Source organism: Delftia sp. PX-1 (assembly GCF_055797465.1).
Window position 1 is genome coordinate 5,555,191 of the sequence record NZ_CP184763.1, and the last position, 22,799, is coordinate 5,577,989.

Genomic DNA, 22,799 nt, shown 5'->3' on the forward strand with positions numbered 1-22,799 from the left:
TGCGCACCGCAGCGTGTGAGGTTCTTGAAGGGCCTCCCTGTGCAGCGGTGGATTACTGCTTGAGCACGTCGGCGCCCGCAGGCACCTTGAACTCGAAGGTCGAGGCCGGCAGGGATGCCTGGGTCTGCAGCTTGCTGAAGCGGATCAGCGAACGCTGGCCAAAGCTGTCGAGGATGTCCAGCGCCGAAAGCTGCCCATCGGCTGCAAAGCCCACGCGCACGCTCTTGAGCTGGCCGTTCCTGTCCTTGGGGCTGGCCTGGACCCATTGCAGGCCATCCTGCTCGGGCGCGGACTGCAGATCGAAGTCGGCGCTCAACGCCTTGAGATCGCTGGCCGACGCCAGGATGGCGGCAGGCGTGCTGCCCAGGGCCTGGGCCTGCGCGCGCTGCGTGACCTGGTTGAGGTCGGCGTCATAGAGCCACAGCGTCTTGCCGTCGGCCACGATGGTCTGCTCGAACGGCTTGGTGTAGACGAACCTGAACTTGCCGGGACGCTGGAATTCGAATTGGCCGCTGGAGTTCTTGGTGCGCGGCGGCTGGCCATCCTTGGACGGGGCCGTGACGGCCTGGGTGAATTCGGCGCGGCCGGCCTGGGAATTCTTCATGAAGGCTTCCAGGCTCTTGAGGCCATCGGCCCACGAGGCCGTCGCGCTTGCCGCGATCACAACTGCAGTCAACAGACGTTTCATTCTTTCTCCATGATTGCGAAATGCGGGCTCATTCCCCGGCGCGCGCCGGCACCAGCACTTCGCGCTGCCCGCTGGCCGTGAGACCGCTGACCAGGCCCGCCTTTTCCATATCTTCCAGCAGGCGGGCCGAGCGGTTGTAACCAATCCTGAGCTTGCGCTGCACATACGAGATGCTGGCCTTGCGGTCCTTGAGCACCACTTCCACGGCCTGGTCGTACATGGGGTCCTTCTCGCCGTTGCCGCCGTCGCCGGACTCCGCGCCGAACTCGCTGTCGCCCTCGGCCGTGCCGCCTTCGAGCACACCCTCGATATAGTCGGCCTCGCCCTGCTCCTTGAGGTAGCCCACGACGCGGTGCACTTCCTCGTCGGACACAAAGGCGCCGTGCACGCGCACGGGCAGGCCCGTGCCGCTGGCCATGTAGAGCATGTCGCCCATGCCCAGCAGGGACTCGGCACCCATCTGGTCGAGCACGGTGCGGCTGTCGATCTTGCTGCTGACCTGGAAGGCGATGCGCGTGGGAATGTTGGCCTTGATCAGGCCGGTGATCACGTCCACGCTGGGGCGCTGGGTGGCCAGGATCAGGTGGATGCCGGCCGCGCGGGCCTTCTGGGCCAGGCGCGCGATCAGCTCCTCGATCTTCTTGCCGACCACCATCATCAGGTCGGCCAGCTCGTCGATGACGATGACGATGTGCGGCAGGCGCTGCAGCGGCTCGGGCTCCTCGGGCGTGAGGCTGAAGGGGTTGGGAATCGATTCCTCGCGCGCCTTGGCCTCGTCGATCTTGGTGTTGTAGCCCGCCAGATTGCGCACGCCCAGCTTGCTCATGAGCTTGTAGCGGCGCTCCATCTCGGCCACGCACCAGTTCAGGCCGTTGGCGGCCTGCTTCATGTCGGTGACCACGGGGCACAGCAGGTGAGGAATGCCTTCGTAGACCGACATTTCCAGCATCTTGGGGTCGATCATCAGCAGGCGCACATCGCGCGCCTCGGCCTTGTACAGCAGCGACAGGATCATGGCGTTGATCCCCACCGACTTGCCCGAACCCGTGGTGCCGGCGACCAGCACGTGCGGCATCTTGGCCAGATCGGCCACCACCGGGTTGCCCACGATGTCCTTGCCCAGGCCCATGGTCAGCATGCTCTTGGCATCGTGGTAGACCTGCGAGCCCAGCACCTCGGACAGGCGGATGGACTGGCGCTTGGCATTGGGCAGCTCCAGCGCCATGAAGTTCTTGCCGGGGATCGTCTCGATCACGCGGATGGACACCAGGGACAGCGAGCGCGCCAGATCCTTGGCCAGGTTCACGATCTGCGAACCCTTGACACCCGTGGCCGGTTCGATCTCGTAGCGCGTGATCACGGGGCCGGGCATGGCGGCCACCACATGCACTTCCACGCCAAAGTCCTTGAGGCGCTTTTCGATCAGCCGGCTGGTCATCTCCAGCGTCTCGGGCGAGACGCTTTCCTGGCGCTGCTGCGCCGCATCGAGCAGGTCCACCTGGGGCAGCTTGCTGTCGGGCAATTCGGAGAACAGCGGCTTCTGGCGCTCCTTGACCACGCGCACGCTGGGGGCCGCCGCCTCCTGCAGCACGGGCTCGATGATCTGCACGGGCTGCGGGTGCTGCACGGCGCTTTCCGTGCGCTCTTCCTGCAACACCTCTTCGCGCTCGCGCGCGGCACGGCGGCCTGCAGCCTCGTCCCGGGCCTTCTCGCGGCGCGCGAAGAGGAAATGCACCCATCCATCCAGGCGTGCGCCCATGGATTCGGCCAGATGCCCCCAGGAAAAGCGGAACACCATGGCCAGGCCGATCACGGCCACGCAGATGCCGATCAGGCCCGAACCCATGAAGCCCAGCCATTGCAGGCTGTGGTAGCCCAGCATGTAGCCAAAGACGCCGCCGGCAGGGCCTGGCAGCACGCTCTCGAAGCGGTACAGCCGCGTCCATTCCAGCGCGCAGCTTGCGCCCAGCAGCAGCAGCAGGCCACCCCAGAAACGCAGGCGCCGGCGCCACAGCGGCGGCAGTTGCACGCCATCGCGGGGCACGCCGCCCCGCAACCAGCGGGCGAAGGAAGACATCCAGGTCTGCACCGAGGCCAGCACCAGCCACCAGACCGACATGCCGAAGCCGAAATAGCAGGCGTCGGCCAGCCAGGCTCCGACGCGGCCCATCCAGTTGGCGACCAGGCGCGCGTGTCCCGCCCCGGAGGTGGACCACGCTGGATCCTGGGGCGAGTAGCTGAACATGGAGGCAAGCCAGAACACCAGGGCCAGCAGCCCCGCCAACAGCAGCATTTCATGGCCGAAGCGCGCCACCATGCCGGGGCGCGCCGCAGACTTGGATTTGCCCTTGGCGGATGTGGAAGCGTTCAGAGCGTTCAATGAGTAGGTCATACGCAGGCGGGAGCTTACCCCAGCCCCCTCGGGCTGGCCGCAAAAACAGCCAGGACGGCCTGCTAGCGTAATGCAAGCACTTGCAACAGAACATGACGCCGCTGCATGACGGCGCCATGTCGATCATTTTTGACAATCCGGGCCATTGATCCGCATGGCAACGGGAACCCGGCTGCGGAGCGATACTCCATGGCTGTGCCCGATGTATCTTTTTTCTGCACGCCGACTGCCGGCGTGCGCCTTTTTCAAGAACTGCATCCATGTCTTCTACGCAACACGCCAAAGTCCTGATCCTCGGCTCCGGCCCTGCCGGCTACACGGCCGCCATCTACGCCGCGCGCGCCAACCTCAACCCGCTGCTGGTGACCGGCATGGCCCAGGGTGGCCAGCTGATGACGACGACGGAAGTGGACAACTGGCCTGCGGACGTGAACGGCGTACAGGGCCCCGAACTGATGCAGCGCTTCCTGGAGCACGCAGAGCGCTTCAAGACCCAGGTGGTGTTCGACCACATCCACAGCGTCGATTTCTCCAAGCGTCCGTTCACGCTGACCGGCGACTCGGGCACCTACACCTGCGACAGCCTGATCATTGCCACGGGCGCCTCGGCCAAGTACCTGGGCCTGCCCTCCGAAGAGGCCTTCATGGGCCGCGGCGTCTCGGGCTGCGCCACCTGCGACGGTTTCTTCTACCGCGAGCAGCCCGTGTGCGTGGTCGGCGGCGGCAACACCGCCGTCGAGGAAGCCCTGTACCTGTCCAACATCGCCAGCAAGGTCACCCTGGTGCACCGCCGCGACAAGTTCAAGGCCGAGCCCATCCTCGTGGACAAGCTCATGGACAAGGTCCGTGCCGGCAAGATCGAACTCAAGACCCACTTCGTGCTCGACGAGGTGCTGGGCGACCAGTCCGGCGTGACCGGCATCCGCATCAAGAGCACCCAGGATGGCCATGCCGAGGACATCCAGCTGCAGGGCTGCTTCATCGCCATCGGCCACGCGCCCAACACCGAGATCTTCAAGGGCCACCTGGAGATGGACGAGACCGGCTACATCATCACCCAGGGCGGCCTCAAGGGCTTCGCCACCCAGACCAGCGTGCCCGGCGTGTTCGCGGCCGGCGACGTGCAGGACCATGTCTACCGCCAGGCCATCACCAGCGCCGGCACGGGCTGCATGGCCGCGCTGGACGCCCAGCGCTTCCTGGAGCAGGAATAAGCGGGAAGCCATCCCGCCCGCCCTGCCCTCGTGCAGGGCGGCAAAAGCCCCTGGCTGCCGCCGTGATTGGCTGGCCCAGGGGCTTTTCTCATGAAGACGCTATAATCCGTGGCTTTGCTGAATTTGAAGCGCGCCTTGCTTGCATGGCCAGGACACTTTCAGCGATGGGGTTACCGCCACCCTTTATGGCGAGGTGAGGTTGCCGGCAGGCCCTGCAGCAAATGCAGGGCATCAGCGTCGGCGGCTGTACAACTATCGGAGTGTCCTCATGGCACGCGTATGTGAAGTAACGGGCAAGAAGCCCATGGTGGGAAACAACGTTTCCCACGCCAACAACAAGACCAAGCGTCGTTTCCTGCCCAACCTGCAATACCGCCGTTTCTGGGTTGAGAGCGAAAACCGTTGGGTGCGCCTGCGCGTTTCCAGCGCTGCTCTGCGCCTGATCGACAAGAACGGTATCGACTCCGTGCTCGCAGACCTGCGTGCCCGTGGCCAAGCCTAAATCCCTCAAGGAGAAACACCATGGCTGCTAAAGGCGGACGCGAAAAGATCAAGCTGGAATCCACTGCAGGAACCGGCCACTTCTACACCACGACCAAGAACAAGAAGACAATGCCCGAGAAGATGGCGATCATGAAGTTTGATCCCAAGGCTCGCAAGCACGTCACGTACAAGGAAATCAAGCTGAAGTAATTCAGCCTGTCCCTGGTACCGACAAAGAAACCGCCCGGCGCAAGCCCGGCGGTTTTTTTGCGTCCCTCACCCGTGGCGCGCGGGCTGGCCCAGCTGCGCGCAGGCCATGGCGCCGAGATCGCGGCAGGCCTGCTCGACCACGCCATCCACGGGCAGGGTGCAGCCCAGGCGCATGCAGTGCTCGTAGCGGCCCGAGTTGGAGAACATGCTGCCCGGCGCCGTGCGTATGCCGCGCGCCAGCGCCTGCGTGAACAGCGCGGACGTGGACACGCCAGCCGGAAGCTCCAGCCACAGGCTGAGCCCGCCGGGCGGCAGGCTCAGCCGCGTTCCCAACGGGAAAAAGCGCGCCACCAGCTGCGCCATGCCCTCGCGCTGGCGCCGCAGCTGCTGCTTCAGGCGCTGCAGATTGCGCAGATGCGCGGGCGAGCCCACGCAGGCGGCCGCCAGCAACTGGGCCAGGGTCTGGGTCCCCCGGCTGCGTGCGAACTTGAGCATCTGCACACGGCCATGCCACTGGCCGGCGTTCATCCAGCCCTGGCGCAGGCCTGGCGCCATGCTCTTGTTGAAGGCCTCGCAATAGATCACATGTCCCGGCAGGCGGTCCCAGGCCTTGATGGGGCGCACGGGCTGGCTGCTTTCCACGAACAGGCCGTAGGAGTCGTCCTCGATCAGCGCCACGCCGTGGGCGGCGCACAGCTCGACCAGTCTGGCCTTGTGTTCATCGGGAATGCGCGTGCCCAGCGGCATCTGCAGCTCGGGCACGACCACCACGGCCTTCAGCCGGGGCTGGGTCTGCAGGGCCAGCTCCAGTGCCTCGAGGGACAGGCCGGTGCGCGGGCTGCAGGGAATCTCCAGCGCCTGCATCTGCAGCGACTCCACCACCTGCAGCAGGCCGTAATAGGTCGGCGACTCCACGGCCACCACGTCGCCGGGCGAGGCCACGGCGGCCAGCGCCAGGCTCACAGCCTCGGAATTGCCCGTGGTCGCCAGCACATCGGCCGGTGCGACATGGATGCCCGCCGCCAGCGCGCGCCGCGCCATGGCCCGCTGGAAATCAGGGTGGCTGCCCATCATGGAACGCCCCAGCACCAGCAGATCGGGCTGCTCGCGCAGCAGCCGGGCAGCCGCCTGGTTCAGGTAGCCGCGATCGAACAGTTCCGGCGGCGGCGTGGCACCGCCCAGGTCCACCTGCACATCGGCCTGGCGGCCGCGCTCCAGCATGAGCGAGATGTGCTCATTGATGCCCGCAAAGTGCTGTTGTGGCAACGGCTGCACGGGCTGGCTCAGATCCGGTTCGCTGGCAGGCGCCAGCCCTGCAGGCCGGGCATCGCGCACGAAGTAGCCCACGCGCGGGCGGGCCTCGAGCTGGCCCAGATCCTCCAGATGCCGCAGCGTCTGCAGCGCCGTGGACAGGCTGACCTCGTGGCGGCGCATCAGTTCGCGCACGGAAGGCATGCGCTCGCCCGCCTTGAGCGTGCCCATCTCCATGGCCAGGCTGTAGTCGGCCGCCAGGCGGCGGTACAGGGTGGGGGCGGCGCTTGCGGCGGTCATGGGCAGGATGGAAAACGGCTGGGGATGGAAGTGCTTGACCGAGATCTTGTCTCAAAGCGCTGTTACGCAACAGATACAGATCATCAGGTCATGCAGCAGAACAGAACATGGACTGCCTGCACTGCTGCGGCGCAACAAACCATAGGCTGTGCCTGTGCCAAAGAGGGCCGAATGCCTACGCTTGGGGCCTGGAACTACAGGACACCGACCCATGCACAACGCCCACACCCGCTCTTTCGAACTGCGCCATCTCGCCCCCGGAAACGACCTGTATCTGTCCATGCAGGAGGGCTGCGAGCTGTTCTGCCGCCAGGGCAGCCTGGAAATCAGCGTCCCGCAGCAGGCCTGGGCCGATGCAGCGCCGGGGCTGACCCTCAGGCTGCAGCCGGGCCAGGGCTGGCGCGCAGGCGCGGACCTGCGGATAAGAGTCCGCTCCGTGTCCCAGGCCACGGCAGGTCTGGAACTGCAGCCGAACCCCGCAGCAAAAAGCCGCATCGCCTCCGAAGAGAAGATGCGGCCCCGGGAATGGACGCTTGCCGGCTGGCTTCGCAGCTTCAGGCGTGGGCAGCGCGCAGCTTGACCGAGAACTCCTTGAGCGCGGCAATGCCGCTGGCCTCGGCGCGATGGCACCAGGCCTGCAGATGGGCCGTCAGCTGCTCACGCGACAGCGAGGTGTTGAGCCACAGCTGGCGCAGCTCCTCGCGCATGACCAGCATCTGGTCCAGCACGGGATGGGCGGCGCGCGCCTGGGCCAGCTGGTCCTGCGCCTGGGCGGGCACCTTGTCGGCATCGCGGTGCAGCCAGCGGCGCGCCGTCCTGAGCAAGGACAGGTCGGCCTGCTGCGCCTTGCGCTGCTTGAGCGCATCGAGTTCGAACTGCACGGCGGCACGCACGCCGCGCGCATAGCGGGCCATGACCTCGTAGCGGTTGGCGATCACGGCCTCCAGCGTCTTTTCGTCGGCCACAGGCTTGATGGCGCCCATGACCAGCCTGGGCGGCGTTTTCTTGACCTTGGCCCAGCCGACCGCCTGCATCGCCCGGATGTAGGCCCAGCCCACATCGAACTCATAGCGCTTGACCGAGAACTTGGCCGAGGTCGGATAGGTGTGGTGGTTGTTGTGCAATTCCTCACCGCCGATGACCAGGCCCCAGGGCACGAGGTTGGTGCTGGCGTCCTGGGCCTCGAAGTTGCGGTAGCCCCAGAAATGGCCCAGGCCGTTGACCACGCCGGCAGCCCAGAACGGAATCCAGGCCATCTGCACGGCCCAGATGGTCAGTCCGATGGCGCCGAACAGCAGCACGTTGATGACCAGCATCAGAGAAGGACCCCAGATCGAATGCCGGCTGTAGAGATGGCGCTCGATCCAGTCGTCGGGCGTGCCGTGGCCGAACTTCCTGAGCGTCTCGGCGTTCTTGGCCTCTTCGCGGTACAGCTCCGCGCCCTGGCGCATCACGGTATCCAGCCCGCGCGTTTGCGGGCTGTGGGGATCGTCCTCGGTTTCGCACTTGGCGTGGTGCTTGCGGTGGATGGCCACCCACTCCTTGGTAACCATGCCCGTGCCCAACCACAACCAGAACCGGAAGAAATGCGAGGGCACCGGCCCCAGGTCCAGCGAACGATGGGCCTGACAGCGGTGCAGGAAGATGGTGACGCCCGCAATCGTGACGTGGGTGGTGACCAGGGCATACAGCAGCAGCTGCCACCACGACAGCTGCCACAGGCCATGGGCCATCCAGTCCAGGGCAATATTCCAAACCGACGCGAAATCCACAGACATGACCCAAGCCTTTGCCAAAGCCGGCGCCCAGTGGCACCGATGCCTCAATTTTAGGCGAGCCCCCCGTGAAGACGTTCGGCAATCTCCCGCGATTTACAGCTTATTGCGTCTGCAAGTTACGGCTTCCGGGTCCAAACGGCGGCGAAAAACCCGTCCGTCTCATGGCGCTGGGGCCACAGGCGCAGGTACTGCGTGCCGGTCTCGCCGCCGCTGCACAGCACATCGCCCCGCTCCACCTTGAGCTGGGCCAGAAGTTCTCCGGCATCCATGGCCACGAAGTCAGAGTGCTCCGCTGCAAAGGCGTCGGCGATGGCTTCGTTTTCCTGGGGCAGGACCGAACAGGTGGCATAGACCAGGCGTCCGCCCGGCTTGACCAGCCGCGCAGCACTGGCCAGGATGGCCGCCTGCTTTTGCGTGAGCTCCTCGATGGCCTTGGCCGACTGGCGCCACTTGAGGTCGGGGTTGCGCCGCAGCGTGCCCAGGCCCGAGCAGGGGGCATCGACCAGCACGCGGTCGATCTTTCCGGCCAGGCGCTTGACGCGGTCGTCGCGCTCATGGGCGATGGCCGCGGGGTGCACGTTCGACAGGCCCGAGCGCGCCAGGCGCGGCTTCAGGGCCTCGAGCCGGTGGCCCGAGACATCGAAGGCGTACAGACGCCCCGTGCTGCGCATCGAAGCACCAATGGCCAGGGTCTTGCCGCCTGCGCCTGCACAGAAATCGACCACCATTTCGCCGCGCTTGGCATCGAGCATCAGCGCCAGCAGTTGCGAGCCTTCGTCCTGCACCTCGATGGCACCGCGCGTGAAAGCGTCCATCCGGGCCAGCGCCGGCTTGCCCTGCACACGCAGGCCCCAGGGCGAGTAAGGTGTGGCTTCGGCGACGATGCCGGCATCGGCCAGTTCCTTTTGCACATCGGCACGCTTGGCGTTCAGCGCATTGACGCGCAGATCCAGCGGCGCGGCCTGTTCCATACTCTGGGCAAAGGCCCAGAAGTCATCGCCCAGTTGCTGCTGTAGCGGCGCGACCAGCCATTCGGGAAGGTTGTGGCGGTGCGGCTCCATCAGTTCGTCGGGACGCACGGCCTCGCAGGCGTCCAGCCATTGCAGCTCCTGCGGCGACAGCGCGGCGCGCACGAAGCTGCGTGCGTCCTTGACACCTTGCTCGGTCTTGCCAGCCACGCGGGCCAGTGCCTCCTGGCTGTGGGCAAAGCCCAAAATGGCCAGCCTGCGTTCACGCGAGCCGCTGCCAGAACGCGCCAGGCTCTCAAAAAGCAGCTTCTTGCGCAGCACGGTGTAGGCGGTCTCGGCCAGCGCAGCGCGCTCGCGCGGGCCCAGGTTGCGGTTTTCACGGAAAAAGCGTGACACCACGGCGTCGGCCGGATGTTCGAAAGTCAGGGTGCGCTTGACCAGTTCGGCGCAGGCGTCGAGAAGCTGTTTGGGATGCATGGCCGCGATTGTCCCACTGCCTTGCAAATCCGAGAGGGGCGCAGGTCGGAACCCGGAGCAACGCCGGGCTGGCACGGCTACCATGGCGCCCCATGACCGATGACGACCTGCCCCCTCTGATTGCCACGCCCCCGGGCCTGTACCGCCACTACAAGGGCGCTCCCTACGAGGTGCTTGCCACCGTGCGCCACAGCGAAACGCGCGAGTCCATGACCCTGTACCGCGCGCTCTACGGCGAGCGCGGCCTGTGGGTGCGGCCGGCCGCCATGTTCAACGAAACCGTGGTCATCAACGGCGTGGAGCAGCCCCGCTTTGCACGCTGCCCCGAAGTGGAGCAGCAGGCCTTTCAGAGCGAAGGCCTGTGAGCAGACCCTAGCCCCGCATCAACTGCGCCACGGCGCGCGGGTAGATGATGTGCTCCTGCACCAGCACGCGCGCGGCCAGTGCCTGGGCCGTGTCGCCGGGCAGCACGGGCACCACGGCCTGCTCCAGGATGGGGCCCACATCCAGCTCGGCCGTCACGCGGTGCACGGTGCAGCCGGCGAAGCGGCAGCCTGCATCGATGGCCCGCTGGTGCGTGTGCAGGCCCGTGAAGGCGGGCAGCAGCGACGGGTGGATGTTGATCATGCGACCTTCGTAATGCGCAACGAAGCCCGGCGTGAGGATGCGCATGAAGCCGGCAAGCACGACCAGCGCGGGCGCGTGCCGGTCGATCACCTGGACCAGCTCGGCGTCGAAGGCCTCGCGGCTGGGGAACGGGCGGTGGTCCAGCACCTCGGTGGCAATGCCCTGCTCGCGCGCGAAAACGAGGCCCGAAGCCTCGGCCTTGTTGCTGACCACGGCGGCCACGCGGGCGCCATAACGCCGCGCCCAGTCCTGTTGCTGCGAAGCACGCACAATGGCAGCCATGTTCGAGCCGCCGCCCGAGATCAGGATCACGATATTTTTCATGGGCGGCGATTGTCGCACCGCGGGCCGCGCGGCCTGCGCCAGCCCCGGCAAGGCCCATGGCCCTGCCGGGCCTTGTCACCTCTTGCCCTCAGACCCATGCCATTCGATCCCCGCTCCACCCCCTTGACCGCCGTCGAAGCCCGCGTGCTGGCCACCCTGATGGAGAAGGCGCGTACCGTGCCCGACAGCTACCCGCTCACGCTCAACGCACTGGTGACGGGCTGCAACCAGAAAAGCAGCCGCGATCCGGTGATGGAAGTCAGCGAGGGCGAAGCCCAGGAAGCGCTGGACAGCCTGCGCCTGCGCACCATGTCCGTGCAGATCAGCAGCGCACGCGCCACGCGCTGGGAACACAACTTCCCGCGCGGCGTGGGTGTGCCCGACCAGAGCGCCGTGCTGCTGTCCCTGCTGATGCTGCGCGGCCCGCAGACGGCTGGCGAGCTGCGCATCAACTCCGAGCGCTGGCACCGCTTTGCCGACATCTCCTCGGTCGAAGCCTTCCTGGAAGAGCTGCGCGAGCGCAGCGAGGAAAAAGGCGGCCCGCTGGTCGTCCTGCTGCCCCGCGCGCCCGGCGCGCGCGAACAACGCTGGGCCCACCTGCTGTGCGGCCCCGTGGACGTGAACGCGATCGCCTCGGCCCCTGCGGCAGCAGGCGCACGCGGCGATGCCCTGGCCCAGCGCGTGGTCGATCTGGAAGCCCAGGTACGCCAGCTGCAGGCACGTCTGGCACATGTCTACGCCCAGCTGGGTCTGGAAGAACCCGATCAGCCTGCCTGATATCCGGCGGCCGTGAAGCCATCAGGGATTGCCATAGGTTGTCACGCCCTGGACAGTTCAAAAAAGAACGCGCGTGCTACAAAAGCCGGGATTGAAGGAGACACAGTCCATGGACCTGGCATTTACCACTGAAGAACAGTCCTTTCGCGAGGAAGTCCGCGCCTGGGTGCGGGCCAACCTGCCCCAGGACATCGCGCACAAGGTGCGCCATTCGCTGCGCCTGACGCGCGACGACCTGCAGAACTGGGCCAAGATTCTTGGCAAGAAAGGCTGGCTGGGCTACGGCTGGCCCAAGCAGTTCGGCGGACCCGGCTGGAACGCCGTGCAAAAGCACCTGTTCGAGGAGGAATGTGCCCTGGCCTGCGCGCCGCGCATCATTCCCTTCGGCCCCGTGATGGTGGCGCCCGTGATCATGGCCTACGGCACGCCCGAGCAGCAGCAGCGCTTTCTGCCCGGCATTGCCAGCGGCGAAGTGTGGTGGAGCCAGGGCTACTCGGAGCCGGGCTCGGGCTCGGACCTGGCCAGCGTCAAGACCCGCGCCGAGCGCGTGGGCGACAAATACATCGTCAACGGCCAGAAGACCTGGACCACGCTGGGCCAGTACGGCGAATGGATCTTCTGCCTGGTGCGCACCAGCAACGAGGGCAAGCCCCAGACCGGCATCAGCTTCCTGCTGGTGGACATGAAGAGCCCTGGCGTGACCGTGCGCCCGATCAAGCTGCTGGACGGCGAGTGCGAGGTCAACGAGGTCTTCTTCGACAATGTGGAAGTGCCGGCCGAGAACCTGATCGGCGAGGAGAACAAGGGCTGGACCTACGCCAAGCACCTGCTCAGCCACGAGCGTACCAACATCGCCGACGTGAACCGCGCCAAGCGCGAGCTGGAACGCCTCAAGCGCATCGCCAAGGCCGAAGGCGTCTATGAGGACCAGCGTTTCCGCGACGAGATCGCCAAGCTCGAAGTCGACGTGGTGGCGCTGGAGATGCTGGTGCTGCGCGTGCTGTCGGCCGAGAAATCGGGCAAGAACCCGCTGGACATCGCCGGCCTGCTCAAGATCAAGGGCAGTGAAATCCAGCAGCGCTACTCCGAGCTGATGATGCTGGCCGCAGGCCCCTTCAGCCTGCCCTTCATCGAAGAAGCCATGGAAGCCGGCTGGCAGGGCGACTTCCCCGGCGGCGTGGCGGACAACGCGCCGCTGGCATCGACCTATTTCAACATGCGCAAGACGACGATCTACGGCGGCTCCAACGAGGTCCAGAGAAACATCGTCGCTCAGACGGTGCTGGGCTGATTTTGGCTGGAGTTTCGCTGACCCCAGAAGTGCGCCGGACGCGCTTCGATCAGCTTCGGGAGACAGAAAATGGACTTTGATTTTTCGGATGACCAGCAGCAACTGCGCGACGCGGTGCGCCGCTGGGTGGACAAGGGCTACACCTTCGAGCGCCGCCGCTCCATCGTCGAGGCGGGCGGCTTCTCGCGCGAGGCCTGGGGCGAGCTGGCCGAACTGGGCCTGACGGCACTGACCGTGCCCGAGGAGCACGGCGGCCTGGGCCAGGGCGCCACCGACGTGATGGTGGTGATGGAAGAGCTGGGCCGCGGTCTGGTGATGGAGCCGCTGGCACAGGCCTTCGTGGCATCCAGCGTGCTCGGCCAGCATGCCGACGCCTCCGTGGCCGGCCAGTGGCTGCCGCGCGTGGCCAGCGGCGAGGCCCTGGTCGTGCTGGCACACCAGGAGCGCCAGGCCCGTTACCGGCTCGACGTCTGCGCGGCCACGGCCGGCAAGAGCGGCAGCGGCTACACGGTGGATGCCACCAAGAGCGTGGTGCCCGCAGGCGACGCGGCCGATGCCTTCCTGGTGCCGGCCCAGCTGGACGGCAAGATCGCCCTCTTCCTGGTGGAGCGCGGCGCCAGCGGCGTCAGCACCCAGGGCTACCGGACCCAGGATGGCAGCCGCGCCGCCGAGCTGCGCTGCCAGGCGGCTCCCGCCACGCTGGTGACGACCGATGGCCTGGCCGCCCTGACGCTGGCCCAGGACGTGGCCAACGCCGCCCTGTGCGCCGAAGGCGTGGGCGCCATGGAGCAGACACTGAAGCTCACCACCGAGTACATGAACCAGCGCAAGCAGTTCAACACGGTGATCGCCAGCTTCCAGGCCCTGCGCCACCGCGTGGCGGACATGAAGATGCAGCTGGAGCTGGCCCGCTCCATGAGCTACTACGCCAGCCTCAAGATGAACACGCCCGAGGCGGAGCGCCACGTGGCCATCGCGCGCGCCAAGGTCCAGCTGGGCCAGTCGCTGCGCTATGTGGGCCAGCAGTCGGTGCAGCTGCACGGCGGCATCGGCGTGACCGACGAGTACGCAGGCAGCCACTACTTCAAGCGCCTGACGCAGATGGAGATGACGGGTGGGGACACGCTGCACCATCTGGGCATCGTGTCCGGGAAGATGCAGGACACGGCCGGCGTGTTTGCCTGAGCCTCGGGTCCCGCTTCAGACCACCAGACCCCGCAGGAAACTGCGGGGCTTTTTCATGGGCTTTTCATGGGCCTTTGCTTTTTCCCATGCTTGCCCGCCGCCTCAGGTCAGCCTGTAGCCCTCGGGCCTGAGCGGCGCGGGCAGATCCGTCTCGCCCAGCGTGCGGCCCAGGCTGATCTCGATGGAGCGGCAGATGGTGTCCAGCGGCAGGTCGTTGCTCTCCAGGCCAAAGGGCTCTTCGAGTTCATCGCCAAGGGCGTCGAGCCCATAGAAGGTGTAGGCCACGATGGCCACGACAAAGGGCGTCATGAACCCGGTCGTGTCCACCAGGCCGAACGGCAGCAGAAAGCAGTACATATAGGCCGTACGGTGCAGCAGCAGCGCATACGAGAACGGCATGGGCGTGTTGCGAATGCGCTCGCACGAGGCGGCAGCGGCCGTCATGCGTGTGAAGGTCTTGTCCATGGACGCGGCCAGGCAGGGCTCCATCTCGCCACGGCGCACACACTGCGCCAGGTCATGCCCCATGGACATCATCAGTGCGTCGCAGCGCTGCTCCAGCGGCAGGGCCTGGATTTGGCGCCATTCCCTGTCCACGAGCCAGCGGCCGGCTTCGGCATCGTCGTGCAGGCCCCGCAGCTGGGACCGCAGCGAATGCGCGAAGGCAACAGCCCGGTGCACCATGCGCACGCGCACGTCGCTGTCGCGGCGCCGGGGATCGGGCACCGTGTCCAGCGCAATCAGGCTCTGGCACTGGCGCGCCAGCGTGCGCGCGCAGATCACCATCTCTCCCCAGAGCTTGCGCCCTTCCCAGTAGCGGTCGTAGGCGGTGTTGTTGCGAAACCCCAGGAAGATGGCCAGCGGCAGGCCGATCAGCGTGAAGGGGATGGGAGTCACCGTGATCTTCACGTCGAAGAGATTGCCGTGCACCAGGGTGATGATGGCGGCAAACACGATGTTCACGAGCAGCGTGACCTGAATGCGCTGGAGCACCGAGCCCCGCAAAATCAGAAACAGCCTGAGGCCGGCGGGGCGATCACGGACGATCATGGGGCGAATGCTAGGTATAAACCCTTATTCGATCACATATTGAGCATGTCAATGGGCTGCGGCCATGCTCCGAACCAAAAAAAAGGCGCCCCGAAGGGCGCCCTGCGTCACGACCGGTTGCCGGTCACAGCGCGTTGAAGCGGCGGCGGCGCACCATGCCCCAGCCCATGATGCCCATCAAGACGGACATCAGGATCAGGCCCCATTCGGAGAGGGTGGGGATGGAGGCGGGCGATACGGCCACGGCCACCGCGCGGGAAGCCGTGTTGTTGGCCGGGTTGGCATCTCCGGTCGCACCGGTGCTGCCCGTCAGTGCCACCGCCCCCACGGAGCTGGGCGTTCCGCTGACCGTGCAGGTCACGCTGGCGCCCGCAGGCACGGCATCCCCTGCGGACCAGGCTGCATTGGAGGGGCTGATGCGGCAAGCGCCCTGGCTGACGCCAGGCGGCAGTCCCGTGACTGCGCACGAGGTCCCTGCCGATGCATCGGCCGAGCCCTGGTTCTTGCAGACAAAACTGCCGCTGTAGGGCGTGCCGGCAGTGAACGCGGTCGGCAGACCGCTCAGATCGACGCCCATGTCGGGCACTGCAACGGTGGACACATTCATGGTCGCGGTGTTGTTTGCCGCATTCGAATCATCCGTTGCGCCCGTAGTGCCCGTGACCGTGGACGAACCTGCGGCCGTGGGCGTACCGCTCACCTGGCAGGTGACCGTGGCTCCCACCGGCACCGCATTGCCCGCCACCCACGCGGCATTGCCGGGGCTGATGGAGCATGCGCCTTGCGTCACGCCAGCCGGCAGGCCGGTGACGGCGCAGGAGGTGCCGCTCACGGCGTTGGCCAGGCCCTGGTTGCTGCAGGTGAAGCTGCCGCTATAGGGAATGTTCAGCGGCGAGGTGGAGGGCAGTCCGCTCAGATTGACCTGCATGTCCGGCGTTGTGGTGACCGCGATGTTCGACGTGGCCGTGTTGTTGCCCGGGGTCAGGTCGTTGTCGCCGCCCGTGGTCACCGTGACCGTCGAGCTGCCGCCTGGACCCGTCGGTGTGCCGGAGACCAGGCAGACCACCGTCTTGCCCGCAGGCACCACGGCGGGCTGCATCCAGGCCGCGCCGTCTATCGTGCATTGGCCTGCCGTCACGCCAGGGGGCAGACCGGAGGCATCGCAGATAGCCTGGCCTGCGCTGGCTGCACCATCGTTCTTGCAGGAGAAGCTGCCGGTGTAGGGGACGCCGACCACGGCGGTGGGCGGGAGTCCGGAGACATCAGGCACCATGTCGCTGCTCGCCGCGGGAGCCAGCAATTGGGTCTGCACCATGGCACCGAGCAGGGTCGAGGTCAGGTCGCCTCCGATGGTGTAGTTGCCGTTGTTGATCTGGTCTGACGGCGTGCCCGCAGGAACCTTCACGGTCATCGTGAACGTGCCCGACTGCCCGGGTGCCAGGGTCCCAAAGTTGCACTGGGCAGGGTCTGAACTGCCCACGGCCGGGGCCGTGCAAGCGCCGCCGTCGCCGGCCAGCGACACGAACGTGGTCGGACTGACGCCCGCATCCGTGCCCACGGGCATCGCGGGCGTGACCTTCACGTTGTTCACCGGGGTGCTGCCGTTGTTCGTATAGGTATAGGTGTAGGTGATCTCCGTGCCGTCCGCCTTGGGCGCGCTGACAGGCCCGGACGCGCTGATCCACAAGGTCTTGGGCAGGGTCGTGCCGAAGTTGTCAACGTACAGATGGCCTGCGTGGCCACCGGCACTGCAGGCCGAGGCCACGGCCTGCAGCCTGACCTTGTCGCCTACCCGCAGGTAGGCATTGCCAGGAGCGACATCGTAGGCCTGGGGGTCGGTGTAGTTCTGGATGGCACCGCCCTTGTCGGTAAAGGTCTTCCAGGGTGCTCCCGGCTCGCCGCCGTAGTGGTACTTGAAGAACAACTCCTGGGGTGAGCCCGTCAGATCCGTGGCGGTCTGGGCGTCATAGGTCTTGACCAGCGAGATGGCAAAGTAGGGGCGATCCTCGCCTCCGTGATTGCTGGCGTACTCAAGCACGGGCGCCGCGACAAATCGGATGTGGATCTTGCCGTCCTGGTCGATGTCATCCGCAGTCAGCGTCACTTCCTGGGTGATGGAACTTGCCGTATTGACCTGCTGGGTCCAGCCGGCGAGTCCCCCCGTGACATTGTTGGACCGCGGTATCACGTTGCTGGCTGGGATGGTGCTGTTCGCCTTGAGGTTGATGCGGGCAGAGTGGGAGCCTGCCAAAGTCAGTTTGAGGGCGGACTGGCCGGCGTCACCCCGGAACAGGACTTCGTCTGCAGCGCCTTCCGAGCCGCTGTCGATTTCGACCAGATGAACCTTGCTGCCGGGCGGCTGCAAAAGCAACTCGCTCAGGCTCTTCGGATTGGTCTGGGTCCCATTGTTGGTCCAGGCCTGAGCCGTCCAGCCAGTCAAGTCTCCCGTCTCGAAATCACCATTCAGAAACGCCGCCTGTGCCCCCGCACCGATCACCGCCAGGGTGCCAGCCGCGATCAGGCGTCTCGCCTGCCTCCAAGCGTTCATGCGCGGCCCTGTGGGCCGGATATGCAAACTCTGTCTCGCCATACCATTCCTCTCTTCATGTGTGTTTGATCACGGATGAAAACCCCGACGGCCCACGCCGCCGGCTTGCGCACACCGCCAGCACCAAGCCGCCCAATCACGCGCACGCGCTTTTGCAGCAAAAAAATGGGCGAACGAATCCCTTCCGCATGCCCGGACGGCAGCGGTTCAAAAAGCTGAAATGGAGAAGAAAAAGGCGCCTAAGGCACGAACACCAGCCCTCGACCGAACACGGCCCTCACCGGCAGGGCCAACCCGGAGATATCCAGGGTCTTGCGGCGAAGCCGCGTCAACTGCGATTCAATGCGATGAAAACCGTCATCCACATCGGCATAGCCCATGGCCTCGATCAGGGTCTGCTTGGACACCATGGTCCCGGGGGTTGCCATCAGGCAGCCGAGCAATTCCAGCTCGCGGCTGGTCAGGGCAATGATCTGGTGGTTGGGTGCGACCATGCAGGCCGACAGGGGGTCAAGGCGCCAGGTCAGGAATGGGGCGGACGCCCTGCCCGGCTGACCGGTGTTGCGGCGAAGCTGGGAGCGGATGCCGGCCACCAGCTCGTTCATGTCGGTGGGCTTGACGAAGTACTGCAACGCGCCGGCATTGAGGCCGGCAATGCGGCTGTCCAGATCGCCGCGTGCCGTGAGCACCACCACGGGGATCTCCTGCTCGGCCAGGCGCTTGACCAGGCTCAGCCCGTCCTCGCCGGGCAGACCCAGGTCGACGACGACCAGATCTGCCTTTTCGCGCAGTAGCTTTATGTAGAAGTCTTCTGCAGAATCCGTGCCCCAGGCATGCAGGCCAGACTTTGTTAAAAATCGACACACATTGATACGAATATCCTCGTCGTCCTCTACGACGGCGACGGTGAACTCGATCGATGGCTCTAGTGTCTGCTGCATGATGTTTGCCTATTGGTGCGCGGATTTTCATTGGGGTGAACGTCCGCCGCCATGCACGAACACTCTCGAATGCTCACAGTTCAGAGAAACACACAAAAATTTACTTTTATTGCATGGATCACGGTATCGCTCGGGCTGCTCGCATTTTTCGTGCTGAGCCCGGCAACCATGTCTCCCCCTGACAAGGGACTGCGTCTGGGCAAGGACCTGCCGATGCAGGTGCTTGCCGATGCGGGCCGCAGCATGACCATTGAACAGGTCGCGGCCCTGCCCGATGATGCCTTCGAAACCCGGCGCACGCCTCTGAACGAGGGCTATACCCGCCAGGCTTACTGGGTGAGGGTTGCCATGCCTGCCCTCGCACCCGCCAGTGCGCTGGCCGGCAATGATCCGCTGTGGCTGGAGATCACGCCCACCTATCTGGACAGGGTCACGCTCTACCAGCAGGCGCACGGCCTGTGGCAGGCACGCGAAAGCGGCGACACGGTGCCCATGGCCCAGCGCATCCATGTGCGCCAGCTGGTGTTTCCACTGCGCGCCGGCCAGCCCTTTGTGCTGCGCATCGAGACCAGCAGCGCCATGCAGCTGTACGCCACGGTCTGGCGCAGCACGGGGCTGATGGCCTGGCTGTCCAGCGTGGAGTGGGCCTCGGGGGTGCACCAGGGCGTGAACCTGGTGCTGACCTTGCTGATCGCCGGCGCAGCCCTGGCCCTTCGCATGCGCAGCCTGATGGCCATGACGCTGCTGGCGTTCGTGGTTCTGACCCACAACGCCAATGTGCGCGGCTATGCCCAGCTGTGGCTGCCCGAGCCCTGGGCGCCGCATGCGGATATCTGGGTGAGCGTGGGCGTCTTCCTGCTGCCTGCCGCCTTTGCCTGGCAGGCACGCGAGACCTTGACGCGCGGAACGATCTGGCGCCGCATCGACCGCATGCTGGTGCTGCTGACCTTGGCGCCGCTGCTGGCCTTGCTCAGCATTCCCATGGGGCATTACACGCAATGGGCCTGGCTCGGAGTCAGCGTCCCCTGGATGGCCAGCATGCTGAGCGCTTTGGTGGCCTGGAAGAACCTGCTCCGGCTGGGCCCCAGCATCGTCAACCTGCTGGTGCTGATTCCCTACACGCTGCATGCGGTCATGGGCATCCACGTGGCTGCAGCGTTCACGGGGCTGGTGTCCTCCGACATCGAAGCCGGCATGTACTGGCAACTGGAATCGCTGCTGCTGTACATCCTCATCATCATTGCCGTGGGCGCCAGCCTGGTCGAGAAATTCCAGAACTCCATGGACAGGCAGGCGCAACTGGTGGAGTCGCTGGCCCGCTCCGAGCACGCGCTCGAAGGCCGGGTACGCACACGCACGGCCGAACTGTTGCATGCACAGAACGCGCTGCAGGCCGCGCTGCACGGCGAACGCACCCTGCGGCTGGAGCAGCGCCAGTTCTTCAACATGGTCAACCATGAATTCCGCACGCCGCTGGCCGTGGTGGACAGCGCGGCCACGGAGCAGTTGACCTTTCCGTCCACCGACATCGACTCCCAACTGGAGCGGGCCGCCCAGATCCGGCGTGCCTGCAGGCGCCTCACGGCCCTGGTGGACAACTGCCTGGTCAGCGACCGCCTGGACGCGCCTGCGTTCCGGCTGCAGCTCGACCGGGTTCCGGTGACGGACCTGATCGACGATGCCGTACAGCTCGTGCACTGGTCGCGCCGCCATCATCTGAGGCTGGAGACTGCCGGCATCCCCGCCTCCTGGCAGTGCGATCCCACGCTGGTGCGCATCGCCCTGTCCAACCTCGTGGACAACGCCGTGAAATACGCCCAGGCCGGCGAAATCGCCGTGTGTGCCCGCCTGGACGGGCAGGGCCGGCTGGAGCTCACCGTCAGCGACGAGGGCCCTGGCCTGGCGCCCGAGCTGGCGCAGCGCATCTTCGAGCTGCACGAGCGCGGAGAGCGCTCGGACCAGACCCGAGGCTTCGGCCTGGGCCTGTGGGTGGCCCGGCGCGTGGCCCAGATGCACGGCGGCGATGTGCAGGTCACGCCAGCTGCGGGCGGCGGCACCTGCTTCACGCTGACGCTGCCCTGCAGCATTCCCGAAGACAGCGGCCTTGCCGCAGCTGCAACACAGCCCGCCTCGCCATGCGCATCCTGAACCTGCTGCGTGTCCTGAACCGTCTGGCGCTGCCGGGCTGGCTGGTGTTTTCGCTGGTGCTGGTGGTCTGCTTCATCCTCAGTCCGGCCTGGCAGTCCCTTCCAGCCAAGCGCCTGCAGCTGGGCACGGACCTGCCCATGCTGGCGCTTGTCGATGCGCAGGGCAGCCTCACCATCGACCAGGTGGCAGCACTGCCCGATACGGACTTCACCGCGCTGGACACACCGCTGAACAAGGGCTACACGCGCGATGTGTATTGGCTCAAGGTGCAGGCTCCCTATATCGCGGCCGGGAAGATCGACCCCGAGCAGGACCCTCTGTGGCTGGAGATCCTGCCCAGCTACCTGGACCAGGTCGCGCTGTACCAGTACATGGACGGCGCCTGGCGCATGCGCAGCAGCGGCGATACGGCAACCGGCGAACCACGGGTCCATGTGCGCCAGCTCGTGTTTCCGCTGTACACGGACCAGCCCTTCATCCTGCGCGTGCAGACCTCAAGCCCCATGCAGCTGGACGCCACGATCTGGCGCAGCAGCGGTCTGATGACGCAGTTCTCGGCCGTGGAATGGGCATCGGGCATCCACCAGGGCATCAACCTCATGCTGGCCCTGCTGATCATCGGGGCAGCCCTGGCCTTGCGGTTGCGCAAACTGGCCGCCATGGCCGTGGCAGCCATCGCCGTACTGATACACGGCGCCAGCGACCGGGGCTACCTGCAGATCTGGCTGCCCGACCATCTGGCGCACTGGGGCCATCTGTGCGTCAGCCTTGGCACCCTGATGCTTCCCGCCGCCCTGGCCTGGCAGATGCGCGAGCTGCTGACCCGCGACACACGCTGGCGGCGCATGGACCGGGCCCTGCTCGCCCTGGGAATCATCCCGTTGCTGTGCCTGCCAAGCATCCCGCTCGGCCGCTACCAGGACTGGGCCTGGATAGGGGTCGGCGCGCCCTGGGCCATCAGCGCGCTGTTTGCGGTGGTCGCATGGAGCAATCTGCTGCGCGATCGTGCCAGCCTGGTCCATGTGCTGATGGTCGTTCCCAGCACCATGTACGGGCTCATGGGGCTGTACGTGACGGCAGCCTATGTGGGCCTTGCCAGCCTGCCCACCATAGAGACCAGCGTTTTCTGGCAGCTCAACACCTTGCTGGTCAACATCGTGATCACCGTGGCCGTCGGCGCCAGCCTGATCCAGAAATTCCGGGACTCCATGGCACGCCAGGCACAACTGCTCGAATCCCTGGCCAAATCCGAGCATGCGCTGGAAGAGCGCGTGCGGCTGCGCACGGCCGAGCTGCTGCGGGCGCAGAACGCGCTGCAGGCGGCGCTGCACAGCGAACGCACGCTGCGACTGGAGCAGCGGCAGTTCTTCAACATGGTCAACCATGAGTTCCGCACGCCGCTGGCCGTGGTGGACAGTGCCGCCACCGAGCAACTTTCCTTTCCCTCCCCCGACATCGACTCCCAGCTCGAACGCGCCGCCCAGATCCGGCGCGCCTGCAGACGCCTCACGGCCCTGGTGGACAACTGCCTGATCAGCGACCGCCTGGACGCTCCCGCCTTCAGGCTGCAGTTGCACCGCGCTCCCGTCATGGAGCTGGTCGATGATGCCGCGCAGCTCGTGCACTGGTCTCGCCGCCACCGTCTGCGCCTGGACAGCGCGCAGGCGCCCGCCATCTGGGAGTGCGACTCCACGCTCATCCGCATCGCACTGTCCAACCTCGTGGACAACGCCGTGAAGTACGCCAAGGCCGGAGAAATCACCGTGCGCGCGCGCACCGACGACCGTGGTCAGCTGGAACTCACCGTCAGCGACCAGGGCCCAGGCCTGGCGCCCGAGCTGGCGCTGCGCATCTTCGAGCGCTTCGAGCGCGGCCACCGCTCCGACCAGGCCCGCGGCTTCGGCCTGGGCCTGTGGGTCGCCCGGCGCATTGCGCGACTGCATGGCGGCGACATACAGGCGGCACCTTCACCGGAAGGTGGCACGAGCTTCACGCTCACGCTGCCGCCGCATCCCGCTGCCGCTGCGCAGTCCAAAACCTTGCAGACAGCGGCTTGAAACAAGGCGCCCTGGAGAATCCACGATAATGAAAAGTTAGCCACTGGCGCAATCCCTGTTTGGAACGCGTGCTCCAAGCCACCTCCGGCC

Annotated in this window: 19 protein-coding genes; 10 read left to right on the forward strand and 9 right to left on the reverse strand. The window is 66.1% G+C overall.

Annotated features, from left to right (window positions below):
* Positions 1–52 precede the first annotated feature (52 nt).
* Together lolA and ACN20X_RS25400 are read right to left on the reverse strand one after the other, a co-directional pair.
* On the reverse strand, positions 53–688 hold the full coding sequence (gene lolA, locus ACN20X_RS25395; protein WP_047217411.1) for an outer membrane lipoprotein periplasmic chaperone LolA: 636 nt from the start codon (positions 686–688) through the stop codon (positions 53–55).
* Between the two features lie 28 nt (positions 689–716).
* Positions 717–3,080, reverse strand: a complete 2,364-nt coding sequence (locus ACN20X_RS25400) for a DNA translocase FtsK (RefSeq protein ID WP_016451102.1) — start codon at positions 3,078–3,080, stop codon at positions 717–719.
* Between the two features lie 260 nt (positions 3,081–3,340).
* Here ACN20X_RS25400 and trxB point away from each other — a divergent pair, with 260 nt between their 5' ends.
* The 3 genes from trxB (at position 3,341) to rpmG (ending at position 4,987) form a co-directional block, all read left to right on the forward strand.
* Positions 3,341–4,294 carry a thioredoxin-disulfide reductase gene (gene trxB / locus ACN20X_RS25405; RefSeq protein ID WP_016445763.1) on the forward strand — a complete coding sequence of 318 codons (954 nt, stop codon included), beginning with the start codon at positions 3,341–3,343 and terminating at the stop codon, positions 4,292–4,294.
* A 268-nt stretch (positions 4,295–4,562) separates the two neighbouring features.
* Positions 4,563–4,796 (forward strand): 50S ribosomal protein L28, encoded by a 234-nt coding sequence (gene rpmB, locus ACN20X_RS25410; RefSeq protein WP_012207163.1) that lies wholly within the window; start codon positions 4,563–4,565, stop codon positions 4,794–4,796.
* 20 nt (positions 4,797–4,816) lie between these two features.
* Positions 4,817–4,987: a 50S ribosomal protein L33 gene (gene rpmG, locus ACN20X_RS25415; RefSeq protein ID WP_012207164.1), complete on the forward strand. Its 171-nt coding sequence runs from the start codon at positions 4,817–4,819 to the stop codon at positions 4,985–4,987.
* A 66-nt stretch (positions 4,988–5,053) separates the two neighbouring features.
* On the opposite strand, the gene ACN20X_RS25420 is transcribed toward rpmG, so the two are convergent.
* A complete protein-coding gene (locus tag ACN20X_RS25420; protein ID WP_016451100.1) occupies positions 5,054–6,538 on the reverse strand; it encodes an aminotransferase-like domain-containing protein in 1,485 nt (494 codons plus the stop codon).
* A 211-nt stretch (positions 6,539–6,749) separates the two neighbouring features.
* On the opposite strand from ACN20X_RS25420, the gene ACN20X_RS25425 reads away from it, so the two are divergent.
* Positions 6,750–7,118, forward strand: a complete 369-nt coding sequence (locus ACN20X_RS25425) for a hypothetical protein (RefSeq protein ID WP_016445761.1) — start codon at positions 6,750–6,752, stop codon at positions 7,116–7,118.
* Here ACN20X_RS25425 and ACN20X_RS25430 read toward each other — a convergent pair.
* On the reverse strand, positions 7,093–8,316 hold the full coding sequence (locus ACN20X_RS25430; protein WP_016451099.1) for a DesA family fatty acid desaturase: 1,224 nt from the start codon (positions 8,314–8,316) through the stop codon (positions 7,093–7,095). The two genes, ACN20X_RS25425 and ACN20X_RS25430, sit on opposite strands and share 26 nt — an antisense overlap.
* Before the next feature lie 116 nt (positions 8,317–8,432).
* Positions 8,433–9,761, reverse strand: a complete 1,329-nt coding sequence (locus ACN20X_RS25435; protein ID WP_016445759.1) for an RsmB/NOP family class I SAM-dependent RNA methyltransferase — start codon at positions 9,759–9,761, stop codon at positions 8,433–8,435.
* 92 nt (positions 9,762–9,853) lie between these two features.
* Here ACN20X_RS25435 and ACN20X_RS25440 point away from each other — a divergent pair, with 92 nt between their 5' ends.
* Positions 9,854–10,126, forward strand: a complete 273-nt coding sequence (locus ACN20X_RS25440) for a DUF1653 domain-containing protein (protein ID WP_016445758.1) — start codon at positions 9,854–9,856, stop codon at positions 10,124–10,126.
* 7 nt (positions 10,127–10,133) lie between these two features.
* On the opposite strand, the gene purN is transcribed toward ACN20X_RS25440, so the two are convergent.
* Positions 10,134–10,712 (reverse strand): phosphoribosylglycinamide formyltransferase, encoded by a 579-nt coding sequence (gene purN / locus ACN20X_RS25445; protein WP_016451098.1) that lies wholly within the window; start codon positions 10,710–10,712, stop codon positions 10,134–10,136.
* 96 nt (positions 10,713–10,808) lie between these two features.
* Between purN and ACN20X_RS25450 the strand changes: the two genes are divergently transcribed.
* The 3 genes from ACN20X_RS25450 (at position 10,809) to ACN20X_RS25460 (ending at position 13,965) form a co-directional block, all read left to right on the forward strand.
* Positions 10,809–11,489, forward strand: a complete 681-nt coding sequence (locus ACN20X_RS25450; protein WP_016445756.1) for a YceH family protein — start codon at positions 10,809–10,811, stop codon at positions 11,487–11,489.
* A gap of 109 nt (positions 11,490–11,598) precedes the next feature.
* Positions 11,599–12,780 carry an acyl-CoA dehydrogenase family protein gene (locus ACN20X_RS25455; protein WP_016445755.1) on the forward strand — a complete coding sequence of 394 codons (1,182 nt, stop codon included), beginning with the start codon at positions 11,599–11,601 and terminating at the stop codon, positions 12,778–12,780.
* Between the two features lie 69 nt (positions 12,781–12,849).
* Positions 12,850–13,965, forward strand: coding sequence for an acyl-CoA dehydrogenase family protein (locus ACN20X_RS25460; RefSeq protein WP_016451097.1), 1,116 nt, complete (start codon positions 12,850–12,852; stop codon positions 13,963–13,965).
* A gap of 102 nt (positions 13,966–14,067) precedes the next feature.
* Here the strand turns inward: ACN20X_RS25460 and ACN20X_RS25465 are convergent, their stop codons facing one another.
* From ACN20X_RS25465 to ACN20X_RS25475, 3 genes are all read right to left on the reverse strand, one after another.
* On the reverse strand, positions 14,068–15,015 hold the full coding sequence (locus ACN20X_RS25465; protein WP_016445753.1) for a bestrophin family protein: 948 nt from the start codon (positions 15,013–15,015) through the stop codon (positions 14,068–14,070).
* Between the two features lie 124 nt (positions 15,016–15,139).
* The gene (locus ACN20X_RS25470) at positions 15,140–17,455 is read right to left on the reverse strand and encodes an IPTL-CTERM sorting domain-containing protein (protein WP_473210015.1); all 2,316 of its coding nucleotides are present in this window, start codon (positions 17,453–17,455) and stop codon (positions 15,140–15,142) included.
* A gap of 347 nt (positions 17,456–17,802) precedes the next feature.
* Positions 17,803–18,504, reverse strand: coding sequence for a response regulator transcription factor (locus tag ACN20X_RS25475; protein ID WP_016445751.1), 702 nt, complete (start codon positions 18,502–18,504; stop codon positions 17,803–17,805).
* Positions 18,505–18,672: 168 nt separating this feature from the next.
* Here ACN20X_RS25475 and ACN20X_RS25480 point away from each other — a divergent pair, with 168 nt between their 5' ends.
* A complete protein-coding gene (locus ACN20X_RS25480) occupies positions 18,673–20,652 on the forward strand; it encodes a sensor histidine kinase (protein WP_016451095.1) in 1,980 nt (659 codons plus the stop codon).
* Positions 20,640–22,709 carry a sensor histidine kinase gene (locus ACN20X_RS25485; RefSeq protein WP_016451094.1) on the forward strand — a complete coding sequence of 690 codons (2,070 nt, stop codon included), beginning with the start codon at positions 20,640–20,642 and terminating at the stop codon, positions 22,707–22,709. The genes ACN20X_RS25480 and ACN20X_RS25485 overlap by 13 nt, the downstream gene beginning before the upstream one ends.
* The last annotated feature ends 90 nt before the right edge of the window (positions 22,710–22,799 follow it).

What these genes read in the sequence shown, in the direction of transcription:
- ACN20X_RS25420 (WP_016451100.1), bottom strand. Translation starts at nt 6,538, where the DNA reads ATGACCGCCGCAAGCGCCGCCCCCACCCTGTACCGCCGCCTGGCGGCC.
- ACN20X_RS25460 (WP_016451097.1), top strand. Translation starts at nt 12,850, where the DNA reads ATGGACTTTGATTTTTCGGATGACCAGCAGCAACTGCGCGACGCGGTG.
- ACN20X_RS25440 (WP_016445758.1), top strand. Translation starts at nt 9,854, where the DNA reads ATGACCGATGACGACCTGCCCCCTCTGATTGCCACGCCCCCGGGCCTG.
- ACN20X_RS25475 (WP_016445751.1), bottom strand. Translation starts at nt 18,504, where the DNA reads ATGCAGCAGACACTAGAGCCATCGATCGAGTTCACCGTCGCCGTCGTA.
- ACN20X_RS25480 (WP_016451095.1), top strand. Translation starts at nt 18,673, where the DNA reads ATGTCTCCCCCTGACAAGGGACTGCGTCTGGGCAAGGACCTGCCGATG.
- rpmB (WP_012207163.1), top strand. Translation starts at nt 4,563, where the DNA reads ATGGCACGCGTATGTGAAGTAACGGGCAAGAAGCCCATGGTGGGAAAC.
- ACN20X_RS25430 (WP_016451099.1), bottom strand. Translation starts at nt 8,316, where the DNA reads ATGTCTGTGGATTTCGCGTCGGTTTGGAATATTGCCCTGGACTGGATG.
- ACN20X_RS25425 (WP_016445761.1), top strand. Translation starts at nt 6,750, where the DNA reads ATGCACAACGCCCACACCCGCTCTTTCGAACTGCGCCATCTCGCCCCC.
- ACN20X_RS25435 (WP_016445759.1), bottom strand. Translation starts at nt 9,761, where the DNA reads ATGCATCCCAAACAGCTTCTCGACGCCTGCGCCGAACTGGTCAAGCGC.
- ACN20X_RS25465 (WP_016445753.1), bottom strand. Translation starts at nt 15,015, where the DNA reads ATGATCGTCCGTGATCGCCCCGCCGGCCTCAGGCTGTTTCTGATTTTG.
- ACN20X_RS25450 (WP_016445756.1), top strand. Translation starts at nt 10,809, where the DNA reads ATGCCATTCGATCCCCGCTCCACCCCCTTGACCGCCGTCGAAGCCCGC.
- rpmG (WP_012207164.1), top strand. Translation starts at nt 4,817, where the DNA reads ATGGCTGCTAAAGGCGGACGCGAAAAGATCAAGCTGGAATCCACTGCA.
- ACN20X_RS25455 (WP_016445755.1), top strand. Translation starts at nt 11,599, where the DNA reads ATGGACCTGGCATTTACCACTGAAGAACAGTCCTTTCGCGAGGAAGTC.
- ACN20X_RS25400 (WP_016451102.1), bottom strand. Translation starts at nt 3,080, where the DNA reads ATGACCTACTCATTGAACGCTCTGAACGCTTCCACATCCGCCAAGGGC.
- trxB (WP_016445763.1), top strand. Translation starts at nt 3,341, where the DNA reads ATGTCTTCTACGCAACACGCCAAAGTCCTGATCCTCGGCTCCGGCCCT.
- lolA (WP_047217411.1), bottom strand. Translation starts at nt 688, where the DNA reads ATGAAACGTCTGTTGACTGCAGTTGTGATCGCGGCAAGCGCGACGGCC.
- ACN20X_RS25485 (WP_016451094.1), top strand. Translation starts at nt 20,640, where the DNA reads ATGCGCATCCTGAACCTGCTGCGTGTCCTGAACCGTCTGGCGCTGCCG.
- purN (WP_016451098.1), bottom strand. Translation starts at nt 10,712, where the DNA reads ATGAAAAATATCGTGATCCTGATCTCGGGCGGCGGCTCGAACATGGCT.